At 43.3% G+C, this 12,691-nt stretch carries 13 protein-coding genes; 10 read left to right on the top strand and 3 right to left on the bottom strand.

The features are described from left to right. Window positions 1-161: 161 nt before the first annotated feature. From X794_RS04330 to X794_RS04300, 7 genes are all read left to right on the top strand, one after another. A complete protein-coding gene (locus X794_RS04330) occupies window positions 162-731 on the top strand; it encodes a DUF4256 domain-containing protein (RefSeq protein ID WP_034376440.1) in 570 nt (189 codons plus the stop codon). Window positions 732-1,001: 270 nt separating this feature from the next. Next, a complete protein-coding gene (locus tag X794_RS04325; protein WP_041344555.1) occupies window positions 1,002-4,790 on the top strand; it encodes a hybrid sensor histidine kinase/response regulator in 3,789 nt (1,262 codons plus the stop codon). Window positions 4,791-5,017: 227 nt separating this feature from the next. Then, a complete protein-coding gene (locus X794_RS04320; RefSeq protein ID WP_034376446.1) occupies window positions 5,018-6,337 on the top strand; it encodes a phenylacetate--CoA ligase family protein in 1,320 nt (439 codons plus the stop codon). 20 nt (window positions 6,338-6,357) lie between these two features. Then, the gene (locus X794_RS04315; protein WP_034376449.1) at window positions 6,358-6,747 is read left to right on the top strand and encodes an ACT domain-containing protein; all 390 of its coding nucleotides are present in this window, start codon (window positions 6,358-6,360) and stop codon (window positions 6,745-6,747) included. Window positions 6,748-6,948: 201 nt separating this feature from the next. Next, the gene (locus X794_RS04310) at window positions 6,949-7,200 is read left to right on the top strand and encodes a hypothetical protein (RefSeq protein WP_011309454.1); all 252 of its coding nucleotides are present in this window, start codon (window positions 6,949-6,951) and stop codon (window positions 7,198-7,200) included. Between the two features lie 249 nt (window positions 7,201-7,449). Continuing rightward, a complete protein-coding gene (locus X794_RS04305) occupies window positions 7,450-7,686 on the top strand; it encodes a hypothetical protein (protein WP_011309453.1) in 237 nt (78 codons plus the stop codon). Window positions 7,687-7,726: 40 nt separating this feature from the next. Beyond that, the gene (locus X794_RS04300; protein WP_011309452.1) at window positions 7,727-8,236 is read left to right on the top strand and encodes an HPP family protein; all 510 of its coding nucleotides are present in this window, start codon (window positions 7,727-7,729) and stop codon (window positions 8,234-8,236) included. 493 nt (window positions 8,237-8,729) lie between these two features. On the opposite strand, the gene X794_RS07535 is transcribed toward X794_RS04300, so the two are convergent. After that, window positions 8,730-8,798: a hypothetical protein gene (locus X794_RS07535; RefSeq protein WP_367593441.1), complete on the bottom strand. Its 69-nt coding sequence runs from the start codon at window positions 8,796-8,798 to the stop codon at window positions 8,730-8,732. Between the two features lie 104 nt (window positions 8,799-8,902). On the opposite strand from X794_RS07535, the gene X794_RS04295 reads away from it, so the two are divergent. Then, window positions 8,903-9,385, top strand: a complete 483-nt coding sequence (locus tag X794_RS04295; protein ID WP_034376452.1) for a hypothetical protein — start codon at window positions 8,903-8,905, stop codon at window positions 9,383-9,385. On the opposite strand, the gene X794_RS04290 is transcribed toward X794_RS04295, so the two are convergent. Then, complete coding sequence (locus X794_RS04290) at window positions 9,369-9,608, bottom strand: hypothetical protein (RefSeq protein WP_011309449.1); 240 nt, start codon at window positions 9,606-9,608, stop codon at window positions 9,369-9,371. The genes X794_RS04295 and X794_RS04290 overlap by 17 nt on opposite strands. 353 nt (window positions 9,609-9,961) lie before the next feature. Between X794_RS04290 and X794_RS04285 the strand changes: the two genes are divergently transcribed. Further along, window positions 9,962-11,233, top strand: a complete 1,272-nt coding sequence (locus X794_RS04285) for an MDR family MFS transporter (RefSeq protein ID WP_034376454.1) — start codon at window positions 9,962-9,964, stop codon at window positions 11,231-11,233. A gap of 323 nt (window positions 11,234-11,556) precedes the next feature. After that, complete coding sequence (locus X794_RS04280) at window positions 11,557-12,369, top strand: DivIVA domain-containing protein (RefSeq protein ID WP_011309446.1); 813 nt, start codon at window positions 11,557-11,559, stop codon at window positions 12,367-12,369. Window positions 12,370-12,442: 73 nt separating this feature from the next. Here X794_RS04280 and X794_RS04275 read toward each other — a convergent pair whose 3' ends face one another. Continuing rightward, entirely contained in the window at window positions 12,443-12,685 is a 243-nt protein-coding gene (locus tag X794_RS04275; protein WP_011309445.1) for a thioredoxin family protein, read from the bottom strand. Window positions 12,686-12,691: the final 6 nt, after the last annotated feature.

The raw sequence follows: 12,691 nt of genomic DNA, 5'->3' as shown, positions 1-12,691 counted from the left end.
CTATATTATTGAAATATGCTTTTACGGGCAATTGCCGGTGGTATAATTTTCATGAGCCTGTTGTCTAATACCGGTCCGCTTGCTTTGATTGACAGAGAAGTCTTTTTAAATACCTGAATGCTTACTTTTAAACACCTTAAAGATAGAGGTAATATAGAAGTATGATCGAGAATAGCAGTATTAAAAAAGACTTATCACCGGAACAACATGCCGAACTGTTTAGAGTATTAAAAGCCCGTTTTGATAAGAACATGAGCCGACATAAAGGTCTTGAATGGGCTAAAATACAAGAAAAATTGACAGATAATACTGAAAAACTGTGGGCACTAAATGAAATGGAAAGAACCGGCGGTGAACCCGATGTGGTTGACCATGATAACGAGACGGATAAATATAGTTTTTATGATTGCTCAGCTGAAAGCCCTTATGGCCGCAGGAAAATGTGTTATGACCATGAGGCGGCCAAAAAGCGGGAAGCACCCGGTGGTAACGCTGTGGATGTGGCAAATGAGATGGGCATTGAGCTTTTAACCGAAGAACAATATAGGGGCTTGCAGAAACTTGGCAATTTTGATATGAAGACGGAGAGCTGGATAAAAACACCATCCGATATTAGAAAACTTGGTGGCGCCATTTTTGCTGACCGGCGTTACGGCCATGTCTTTGTGTTTCATAACAGTGCCCACTCTTGGTATAGCTCCAGAGGATTTCGCGGATTGCTAAAAGTTTAAATCTTGCGCGTACAGCCAAATCTGGAAATGATAAGGAATCGTGGGTTCGGCTAGCTTGTACAGCAAAGATGAAATCCAAGTCTCAGTTTAATTTCAAATGTGTTATAGCTGGATATGCCTAAAGATTTGATTCCCATAGACAATGGCAATATTACGAGGTAAAGTAATATTATGTAGTTGGTGATATTCTTGAGAGGCTAGCTGGATTATTTGTTCAATTATTATATATCATCAAATCTTTCAGCTCTCTTGATATCAGGATGGATATAAATGAATAACAAAGGGTTGGGTTTAGAAGCTTCAGAACTTCGTTATCGCCGCCTTTTCGAAACGGCTCAAGACGGTATTCTTATCCTTGACGCCAACACAGGTAAAATTGCTGATGCCAATCCCTTTTTATTGAATATACTGGGTTATGCTCAGGAGGAAATTCTGGGTAAAGAGCTCTGGGAAATTGGTATATTTAAAGACATAGCTTCCAGCCGTAAAGCCTTTGCCGTCCTGCAGGAAAAAGAATATATCCGCTACGAAGACCTTCCTCTTAAAACAAAAAGCGGGCAAATTCAGCAGGTAGAGTTTGTCAGTAATGTTTACTGGGTGGGTGATGAAAAAATCATCCAGTGCAATATCCGCGATATTACTGACCGCAAACGGGCAGAAGAACTGTTACGAAAAACTGAAGAGCGGTATCGGGAGTTTTATCAAAAATCACCCATTGGTTATCAATCACTGGATTCCGAAGGCCGTTTTTTAGAGGTCAATCAGGTTTGGCTTGACGATATGGGATACAAACGGGAAGAAGTTATTGGTCATTGGTTCGGGGAATTTTTGCAACCAGACCAAGTGGATCTTTTCAGGAAACGTTTTCCGGTTTTCAAAGCTACAGGTACTGCTGACACTGAATTTTACATGAACCGTAAAGATGGCTCGGTAGTTCTAATGGCGTTTAGCGGTAAAATTGCCTGTGATGCCAAAGGTAACTTTAAACAAACACATTGTACTTTGCAGGATATTACCCAGAGACATCTGGCTGATGAGGCTATACGGGAAAGCCAGCGTAAGTACCAGGCTCTTTTTGAAAGCATAGGTGAGGCGGCTTTTGTTTGCCATATCAATAAGCGTGAATGGGCGGATGAATTTGTTGAACTGAACGCAGTGGCCTGTGATATGCTGGGGTATACCCATGAAGAACTGCTGAAAGTATCTGCCCGAAATCTGTTTTTTCATCCTTCTTCAGGTCTTGTATTAAAAGAGATAACAGATGAACTTTATGCGCAAAAGATGGTCACTCGTGAGTGCAATCTCCCGCATAAAGACGGGCATAATATTTCAGTAGAAATGACATTTCATATATTTGATTTACAGGGCCGGCCTGCCGTACTCACTTTAGCTCATGATATTACCATCCGTAAAAAAATCGCCCGCGAACTGGAGCAAAGCCATAGAAGATTAGTAAAAGCCGAAAAGGTAGCCGGGTTTGGTTACTGGGAATTTGATCTGGCAAACGGATTAGTACACCCTTCTGATGGTGCTAGAGAGATATATGGTTTAAAAGCGGAAATATTAACTATTCCTTTTGTCCAGAAGGTGCCTGTTCCCGAAGACCGGCCTGCTATGGATAAAGCACTGAATAACCTGATTAAACAGAATATTCCGTATGATATTGAGTTTAAAATCAAACGCCCCACTGACGGGGCTATATTATATATACACTCTATAGCGGAGTTTGATTCCAAACGGAATGTGGTGTTTGGCACTATCCAGGATATTACCAAAAGAAAACAGGCCGAAGAATTACTCCGTGAGAGCGAAGCCAGATTCCGCTCAACCTTTGACCAGTCACCCATAGGTGCTGCCATATATGGTTTAGATCTTAAATACTGGCAGGTAAATGAAAAATTTTGCCAAATGCTGGGATACTCTGCCTCGGAATTTACCAGCCTGAAAGTCAGTGATATCACCAACTCAGATGATTTTGCGAAAGACATTATCCATTTGAATCGTCTGAAAAACGGGGAAATCAGCCGTTATGAAACGGATAAAAGATATCTTCAAAAGAGCGGCAGCATATTTTGGGCACATCTGTCGGTAGCCGGTATCAGAGATGTAACGGGTAATTTGCTCTATTATCTAGCCATGATTGTAGATATTACGACCCGTAAAGCAGCTGAAGATGCCCTTCAAAAATATAAACTGATTGCTGAAGACAGCCGGGATATTATACTGTTTATGAACAAGGAAACCGGACAACTATTGGAAGCCAATAGTGCGGCTGTAAAAGCTTATGGATATAGCCGTGAGCAGTTGTTATCCATGAAAATACAGAACCTGCGCGCCCCTCAGGCAAGGGTGCTTACCGCAAGGCAACTGAATCAGGCCCATATCCGTGGTATGCTTTTTGAAACTTTCCATCAAAGTAAAGACGGGCGTGTTTTCCCTGTGGAGGTCAGTTCGCGGGGGGCGGATATTGAAGGGACAACAACCCTGATAAACATTATCCGTGACACCACTGAGCGGAAACAGGCTGAAAATGCCTTGAACGAAAGCCTTCAAAATTATCAGGTGCTTTTTAATAGTGTTACAGATGCTATTTTAGTGCATCAGCCGGCGGCAGATTATTCAGCCGGCAAATTTATCGAAGTGAATGACGCCGCTTTAGCAATGCTGGGATATAGCCGAAAAGAGCTCTTGCAAATAACCCCCATGGATCTTATGTCCAAAGGGAAATATCCAGTTAGTGCATTTGCTGACAACATTAGGTATATAGAGAAAAATACTGAAGTAGTATCTGAGTTCGCCATGGAAACAAAATCCGGCAAAACCATTCCGGTGGAATTGCACTCACGTATGTTTAAGTTTGGTGGCAAGCGTACCGTTATTACACTTGCCAGAGATATAAGTGAACGCAAAAAACTGGAGGAAGAGCAGAAGAAACTGCGTTACCAGTCAGAAATGTCCAGCCGTTTGGCGGCCGTAGGTGAAATGGCGGCCGGCATTGCCCATGAGATAAACAACCCGCTGACGGGGGTGATTGGTTTTGCCTCCATACTTATAGAGAGGGAGGATTTACCGGCAGATGTGATGGAGGAACTTCAGATAATTAATTCCGGCAGTCTAAGAGTAGTGGAAATTGTAAAACGTATGCTTACATTTGCCCGCCAGGCTAAGCCCGTGAGAAGCAGTGTAAATATCACCGAACTTATTGATAATACTTTGGATTTACGCAGTTATGTACTTAAAACTGCAAATATAGAAGTAGTCAGGCATTACGAACCTGATTTACCGTTATTGACAGTTGACTCCGGCCAAATACAGCAGGTGATTTTGAACTTGATATTAAATGCCGAGTATTCCATGAAAAAAGCCCATGAAAAAGGTATCCTGACTATCAGCGTTAAAAAAGAAGGGGAATGGGTGAGGATGTCTTTTCGGGACAATGGACTGGGCATGTCGGCTGAAACATTGGGTAAACTGTTCCAGCCTTTTTTCACTACCAAAGATCCCGGTGAAGGTACCGGTTTGGGTCTGAGCCTGTCTCACGGCATTATACTTGAGCATGAAGGTACAATTCGGGGAGAGAGTATACTCGGTGAGGGGGCTGAATTTACAATTGAGTTGCCCATAAAACCCTCTGACAAAGTACCCGCAGCAAACGATATGACCGGGGTGGTGCAGGGTCTGACTAAAAAAGCATCAGTACTGGTGATTGATGATGAGGCCGCAATCAGGGCCTTGATACGGATTGTGCTTACGCAGGATGGCTATCGCGTGGATGAGTGTGATGTCCCTCAAAAAGCTATGGATATGATTTCAAATAATAATTATGATGTTATCCTGCTGGATATACGCATGCCCGGAGTAAGTGGTCTTGAGCTTTATTCTGAGATAACCGCCGAATGGCCTCAAATGGCTAAACGGGTGATTTTTATAACAGGTGATACATCTGATGCATCTATTAGCAACCTTATGGTTGCCAAAGGTATTCCCTGTATTAACAAGCCTTTCAATATTGCAACCTTGAAAAACACGTTAAATAGCATACTCTCACGGGCAAATTGATATCTGAGTTTGCCTGTGTATTTTTGTTTAGTTTAAACCTACTGTTGTTTCTCGGATTTGAAGCTTAGTCAAATAATATTCCAATAAAATTGCAGGGTTATTTTATAAAATATTTCCGCATTTCATAAAAAAGGGGTACAATATTGCCTGTTAATTTGGTAAAAATAATACTTATTTGGGTACTACCGGTTACCCTGAAGTAGTTGCCGTTATATTAGGAGGAGCAAGTGGTTATACGTAACCCCGAATATGAAACCCTTCCCAGACCGCAGCTTGAAGAGTTACAGCTGAAAAGACTTCAGGAAACAGTGTCCTATGTCTATAATAGAAATCCATTTTACCATCAAAGCATGGATAAACTAGGGATCAAACCCGCAGATATAAAAACGTTGAAAGACCTCGTCCTGCTTCCTTTCACCAGTAAAGAAGATTTCCGCCAGAATTACCCTTTCGGGTTATGCTGTGTGCCTAAAACAGAAATATCACGTATTCAGTCTTCCTCCGGTACTACCGGTAAACCTGTAATTGCCCCCTATACTGCCAAAGATGTGGATACATGGGCGGAACTGGTAGCCCGTTCTCTAAGCTGTGCCGGGGTAGTGCCCGAAGATATTCTCCAGAATGCCTACGGATACGGGCTTTTTACCGGCGGGCTGGGGATTCATTACGGGGCGGAGAAAATGGGGGTGGCGGTAGTGCCAGCCTCTACCGGCAATACTAAACGCCAGCTGATGTTGCTGCAGGATTTGGGGACTACCGTGATTACCTGTACTCCTTCTTACTCTCTGATAATGTATGAAGCCGGCAAGGAAATGGGGCTTGATTTTCATAATTCTTCACTCAAGCTGGGCATTATGGGCGCTGAACCATGGAGTGAAAATATGCGCCGGGAGATAGAAGCCAAACTGGGTATCACTGCCCTCAATATATATGGCCTGACTGAAATAACCGGGCCGGGTGTAGCTATGGAATGTCCCCAGAAATGCGGGTTGCACATCTGGGAAGATAATTTCATGGTGGAAATAATAAACCCTGAAACAGGCGAAGTGCTTCCTTACGGCCAAAAAGGAGAACTGGTAATTACCACCATAAACAAACAGGCTCAGCCGGTACTCCGTTTCCGGACCAAAGACATTACCAGCCTGATGCCTGAAAAATGCGGCTGCGGGAGAACCATGGTACGTATGTCCCAAATTACCGGCCGCAGTGATGACATGATACGGGTTAGAGGTGTTTCAGTGTTCCCCTCGCAGATTGAAAGCGTACTTCTCACCGTAGAAGGTATTGAACCCCATTACCAGATAATAGTAGACAGGCACAATGCTTTTGCCTCTGACGAACTGGAAATATGGGTAGAGGTTTCTGAAGGCATTTTCTCGGATGAAATGTCACGGTTGAATGCCCTTCAGAAGAAGCTTCAGGCCGAACTGGATAGCGTATTGGGTATACGTGCCAAAATCAAGCTGGTTGAACCGCGTACTCTGGCCAGAACTGAAGGCAAGGCAAAAAGGATTATTGACCGTTCCGAATTACCTGAAAACAGGTAGTAACCAGGAGGAAGAGGAAAATGATGATAAAACAAGTATCCGTTTTCGTGGAAAATAAACCCGGGCGGTTATATGCAATACTCAAAGCTATGGATAAATCAAAGATAAATATTCGGGCATTATCAGTCAGCGAAACAGATGAGTTTGGGATTGTACGTATGATTTTGGATGCCCCTGATGCCGGGGCTGAAGCCTTGAAAACCGCCGGATTTACCAGCCGTACTGATATGATGGTTACCGCTGAAATTCCGGATATCCCCAGCGGACTGCTGAAAACCGTAGTTGAACCGCTGAGCAAGGCCGATATAAATATAGATTATTTTTACGCCTTTTTGGATTCAACTCCGGGTACAGCAAGGATTGTACTAAAGGTAAGCAACCCTGAAAAGGCAGAGATTATTTTAACCTGAAGCTGATACGTAAATATACATTGCATTAGCACATATATATCCCGCCCTTCATCCGGCGGGATATTCATTTTGCGGATGATAATATCCGAAAGCTAATTTACATAAAAAAAATTATTTTGGCCTCAGCTATGAGTAGGTTAAATAATAAATATTTATAAATTGTATAATACTCTCAGGATGTGCTAGAGGAGGAGGAAAGCAGTGAACCAACAAACAAAAGGCAGTCACGAGATCTTAAGCAAGCCCCTGCCCCAAATACTGGACGAAATTGACGGCAGTATTACTCGGGCAGAACAGGCCGCCGCAGATGCCAGACAGGCAGCTGAAGAAGCGCGCAGGGCTGGAGAAGAAGCAGCTGAAGCTGTTATGAAGAAGATTCGCAACGTCTTTAACAAGATGGTGGAAGACATTACTACAGAGCTTGCCACCCATGAAACCAAACCCCAGAAATAACAAGGTTAACCAAAGCTGAAATAGAAAGCTACCCGGCTCCCCAAAAGGAGCCGGTTTTTTATTCGGGGAAACCACAAATATTCATTTGCTTTGACCGTTAAGCTAACGTTAATTTAAAGGCATTTTAAGGCTAAAAACAGGCAAAAAGAAGATGTTATTGGCTGTGTTCTGTTCTGTATAATTTAAAACGGGGATTTTAAAAAAATGATTTTAGGGTATAATGGAAAATAATAATATCCGGAGGATTACATGTCTGATATCGATCTTATTTGTGAACTGTTGGCTGATGCCAAAGTCTTCAACGAGACAAAGTCTGGTCTCAAGCGCTATATCTGTGCCAAGTGCCCTAAAGACGGGTTTGAAGCGCAGGTTTCACGGGTGGAGAAAAATGATACCACTAAAAAATCAGTAGAGAAGGCTGCATTTTACTGTCCCATTTGTAACAATGAGTTTGTAGTTTCAGCAAAAGACATGTATTTCGGCTAGAAAAAGGCTGGGGGTGGCCGGGAGTAATGGGAAAATTTAAATGCAGTTTAGTTACCTTGGTAAAGCCTACCGTTATTTGCTTAAGCAGATGCGTGAGCTTAAAATTCATTGGAAATTATATATTTTCCAAAGCTTTCTGGCCACACTTGTCCTTTTTATAATAGCTCTGACCCTTAGTATTGAAAATGCAGTAGTTATTGCTTCCATTGCATCTACAGCCTTTATCGTTTTTACTCAGCCCAGTTCCCCTCCTGCAGTGCCGCGACGCATTTTCTGGGGGCATCTACTGGGCTTTGGCATAGGCTGTCTGGTGAATTTGATACCTCACCACCATATGCTGACGGATGCCCTTATTTATGCTTTGGCAGTGGGTCTCTGCATTTTCCTGATGGTGGTTATGAATCTGAAACATGCTCCGGCTGCAGGTACAGCTCTGGGTGTGGCCATAACCGGATTTAGTCCCGGGGTGTTTATTGCGGTGGTTACCAGTGCTCTGGTACTGTCTATGGCTCAGAGCCGGATGAAGGGCTTTTTGAAAGATCTGGCCTGAATTCTCCTCTGGAAATGACCACCTGTGGTTTGGAACTGACAGGAATATCTGAAATCTGGATATGGTCAATCTCAACTGCATTTTCGGGCAGTGTTTTAAACATTCTCCCCAGTGTACACATTCGGAATTATCCAGTTTAAGCACTTTGCCGCTGCAGTTTATTACTCCGTAATCACCGTATGTTTAATGGCAGATGCCGCAGTGTTTCAGAATGTGCCAAATCTTAGTTTGGGATACGATATTTTACTCACCAGCCCTAAAAATGCGCTAGAGGGCAAAAATAGCGGCACCAGAAGCCGGATATATAGATAGACCCAGTCAGGACTATGCCCAAACTGATGCCGGTTAACCATGTGAAGTCAATGTTTAGCAGGGCCTTAAAAGAATCTATCCGGGCAAAAGCGGTTGTGCCGGTTGCCAGCACTGCGGCTATCAGGACAAAAAAATATATATTTTATAAAACCCAGCTAATGATTTAGCTTCTCATTTACCTTTATGCCCATTTTTTGGGGTAGATAAAACTCTGCTGTGTCCCCGTTGGGTATACCCAGCCGCAAAATATCCTGCCCCAGAAAAGGGTACCAAATTGCCGTATTCGGGATTAGCCATATTCACCTCTTGAAATCTAATAATTTATGTGATAATTTTCCCCTAGGGAGGATGCTTATGAATAAAATGAATTTGATATTAGTTATAAGCATGTTGGCACTTGGTGCTATTTCCATCGGCCTAGTACTATTCAGTCAATCTGAAGACCCAAGTAAAATGGCCCAAACAATAATGGTAATACTGGCTATCACACTAACTGCAATCTTGGTACTTCAAATGTTCTATGCAGTTCTCAATTATCTTGATAAACGTCCACGTCTTTTCGTAGGCGTGCTTATTTTTATTGCCTCAATGCTTATTGGTATGCTGGTTTTTTCAGGCTTTTTCCCGTCAGACAGTAATCTGAATGAGCCACAGTGGGATATAGTGCTGCTATTAAGTAGTATTACCGGACTGACCTTAAGCATTGCGTGGGGAATGTACTTTCATGCTTTGGGACATAATCGCCGAGCAGTCGCATGGGCTACCGCCTTTGCATTGTTCGGGCCTCTTTTTGCAGGTTTAGCCTATCTCTTGACCTGGCCTAAACAAACTGATTAAGTCCATAAAAGAATTTGATTACCGCCTCAGCGCCGAATTCAGCCCGCAGAGCGTTAAGGTCTTCTACTCCAAGCATGCTCTTTGCCAGCAGTAGTTCATCCCTGCTTAGTCTCTCGCCGCTAACAAGCCTATCGGACTTAAGATTAGAAACTATTTTACGGCTGGCCATATCCTGATATTTCAGCATCTTGTTAATAGCAATTTCATTAAGCCCTTGCTTCATCTAAGCCCCCCATATCGGGCTGGCTTCTAACCCCAACAGGAGTCTCCTGAAGCACCTGCCTTATAGTGTCCCTTGCCACAGGGTTTGAAGCTTCCGAAGGTCTGGGCAACATGCCAGGAATAGACCTTAATTTCCCCGGTATACAAAAGAACACTCTGAAGAGTGCCTTTGGCACATGGGCGGAGTATATAAAAAATCCCGGATAATATATGAAGCTATCATAATACTATAAGAAATATATGAAATAAAAGAACAGTGACTATTTGAATATGCCTATAAATGGTAGTAAAGTATAGATGCATGCTGGGCACGTGGGGTGTCCGGCATTCGTTATTTTGTCACCAGAGTTAGAGATGAATTTGCTTTGGTTTTCCCCGTCATACCTGAAAGCCCGTATAAAAACGGGCTTGATAGACCGCTTTGACCGGGGGGTCTGGATGCTGACCCTGATAGGTCTGATAAACAGTGCCGCTTTCTCCCTGTCCCTGCCCTTTATCTCTCTGTACCTGTATCAGGAGCGGGGGCTTTCCATGACTCAGGTGGGTTTAGTTATACTGCTGAGCGGATTCGTTTCAGCTATCGTTCAGATGGTTGCCGGGGCTTTGGCGGATACTTACGGGCGAAAGCCGGTGATGCTGTTAACTACCGTTGGCAGTGCCGTTATTTACGGGGCTATGGCTGTATTGATAGGATTCAACATGCCCGTTATGCTTATTATTCTAAGCTATGTATTACTGCGGTGCACTCTGGTAGCTACCCGCCCGGCTTCGCAAGCCATGATAGCTGACCTTACCCCTAAAGACCGCTTGACTGAAACTTACGGCATGGTACGCATAGGGAATAATCTGGGGTGGGCTATTGGGCCGATGCTGGGAGGATTTCTGCTTATCGGCCTTCCGTATGCCTACTTGTTTGGGGTGGGGGCGGTTGTCTGCCTGATAACACTATACATAACAGCAAAATATATAAATGAATCCCTTTCAAATTCGGTGGAATGGGTTAGCCTGACCAAGATATTTTCGGCCGGCAAGGACAGGGCTTTTCTCTGGTTTACAATTTTGAGCATACTTTTGTTCATAGTAGTGGGGCAGTTTATCAGTACTCTTTCTGTTTTCACGGTTGACCGCCTGCATTTTTCAGAGGCTGATTACGGTATGCTGCTCACTCTGAACGGGCTTATGGTGTTTGCCCTCCAGTACCCTGTTACCCGGATTTTGCACAATGTTTCCAAGTCACATGTGGTGGTCATGGGCAGCCTGATTTATGCAGTCGGGTACTTGATGTTTGCCTGGACGACCAATTTGGGTATGGCCTTTCTGGCTATGAGTGTTATTACTATGGGAGAAATAGTATTTGCACCTACCACTTTGGCAGTAGTGGGGGATCTTTCCCCTCCCCAGCAACGGGGACGGTATATGGGATTTTATGGTTTTTCCGAGATGCTGGGCTTTTCGCTTGGCCCTATGGTAGGCGGTGCTTTGCTGGATGCTCACCCTGATAGTTCTTTGTCGGTTTGGGGCACACTGGCGGCTCTGGCAGTAATGTCGGCTGTGGGCTTTTATATCTGGGGGAGAGTGGTGCGCAAAACAGTCAGCCTTAACGGCCAGTCTCTAAGCCGCTATTAGCAACACGTCTCAATACTGCCGCTTTGATTTCTAATGCAGATTTCACTCGTTCCCTGAGATGATTAAAGGACTTACGAAGCCCGTACTATGGTTTGATATATTTAAAGTATAGATACAGTAGTTAAAGTAGTATAATTAAGTGTGCTGAAATATATATTTATGTTTAAGCACACCTTGGGATTCGTGTTTACTTAAGTTGTTCAGGATTATGAACTGAATATTTATGGTACTTAGGTAACTATCTAAAAGTTACTAATTGGCTATTTAACTATACGCAGATAAACAACTATCCTGTTAGGGCAGACTGATTGGAGGATACGAAGATGGCAGGAAATAACCCCAATATATTTAACATAAATGATAATGAATTTAATATAATCCCAAAAGGACTGGACCCAGAACAGGTAAAGTCTTTTGTGGGAAAGCTGATTGAAGAAAATGGCAGTCTTACTGCGGAGCTTAGCAAACTCAAGGAACAGGCTGAACATCTGGAGTCTTTAAAGAGGCTGGCGGATACAACTATTATAGAGGCTGATAAACTGGCGGCTACCCTTAAGGAAGAAGCTATTACTAAAGCAAAAGAAGAGTCTGACAGTTTACTGGCAAAGGCTGAGGAAAAGGCCAAAAAAGTTTACGAACAGATTTACCGCCAGCTAAATACCCTGAAACAACAGGTAAATAATTTGGATAAAGATTTTGACTTTAATACTGAAGGCGAAAAACCTGCGATTGAGCCCGTAATACCCGCCGCAGTTAAAGAAACCCCAGTCAGAGCTAAAGATGATTTTATGGCGAAAGCGGTAGCCAATTCGGATATTATGGAATCTACTACCCAGGAACTGGTTATACGGGATAAAGAAATAGAGTTGGAAATATTGCCTCCGGTAGATGCTGTCAAGATTACCAAAATCATGGATCAACTGGAAAATGCCAGCGAGGTAGAAGTGGTGGAGCTGATACCCCGCCCCAATCATCCGGTAATTATTGTGTATGAAAATAAACCCAACAGCCTGCTGGATGTACTTAAAAAATTGAGCATGGTAGGCAAGGTAAATGAAATTCCGGCCAGCCCGAACGGAAGCGGAATTGTGCGGCGTAAATACGAGATATCTCTGGTAGCAAGCGTTGTTAAGTAAGGCATTATAAGGGAGTGGCCGGCACACCTGAAGGGGTTTTAACCCTCGAATGTGCCGGCCTTATTATTAGAGTCTATTTGGATTTGGACAAGATAAGCTTCAGCATTTCGTCTTTGGTGGGTATCTTGCCGGATATTACCACTTCTTCATCTATTACCAGAGCTGGAGTCATCAATATAGGATAAGCAGATATCTTATCTACCTCTTTTATCTTTACAATCTGAGCAGCTAAACCCAGTTCTATGACTGCTTCTTTGGTCATTTCTTCCAGTTTATTGCACTTGGCACAGCCTGTACCTAACACTTTGATTATCATTTCTGC

The organism is Dehalococcoides mccartyi CG5, from assembly GCF_000830885.1.
Classification (GTDB): Bacteria; Chloroflexota; Dehalococcoidia; order Dehalococcoidales; family Dehalococcoidaceae; genus Dehalococcoides; species Dehalococcoides mccartyi_B.
The sequence above is the reverse complement of the archived record's forward strand: the minus strand, read 5'-3'. Positions and strand labels throughout refer to the sequence as shown.

What these genes read in the sequence shown, in the direction of transcription:
- X794_RS04315 (WP_034376449.1), top strand. Translation starts at nt 6,358, where the DNA reads ATGATGATAAAACAAGTATCCGTTTTCGTGGAAAATAAACCCGGGCGG.
- X794_RS04280 (WP_011309446.1), top strand. Translation starts at nt 11,557, where the DNA reads ATGGCAGGAAATAACCCCAATATATTTAACATAAATGATAATGAATTT.
- X794_RS04325 (WP_041344555.1), top strand. Translation starts at nt 1,002, where the DNA reads ATGAATAACAAAGGGTTGGGTTTAGAAGCTTCAGAACTTCGTTATCGC.
- X794_RS04275 (WP_011309445.1), bottom strand. Translation starts at nt 12,685, where the DNA reads ATGATAATCAAAGTGTTAGGTACAGGCTGTGCCAAGTGCAATAAACTG.
- X794_RS04285 (WP_034376454.1), top strand. Translation starts at nt 9,962, where the DNA reads ATGAATTTGCTTTGGTTTTCCCCGTCATACCTGAAAGCCCGTATAAAA.
- X794_RS04330 (WP_034376440.1), top strand. Translation starts at nt 162, where the DNA reads ATGATCGAGAATAGCAGTATTAAAAAAGACTTATCACCGGAACAACAT.
- X794_RS04295 (WP_034376452.1), top strand. Translation starts at nt 8,903, where the DNA reads ATGAATAAAATGAATTTGATATTAGTTATAAGCATGTTGGCACTTGGT.
- X794_RS04305 (WP_011309453.1), top strand. Translation starts at nt 7,450, where the DNA reads ATGTCTGATATCGATCTTATTTGTGAACTGTTGGCTGATGCCAAAGTC.
- X794_RS04300 (WP_011309452.1), top strand. Translation starts at nt 7,727, where the DNA reads ATGCAGTTTAGTTACCTTGGTAAAGCCTACCGTTATTTGCTTAAGCAG.
- X794_RS04290 (WP_011309449.1), bottom strand. Translation starts at nt 9,608, where the DNA reads ATGAAGCAAGGGCTTAATGAAATTGCTATTAACAAGATGCTGAAATAT.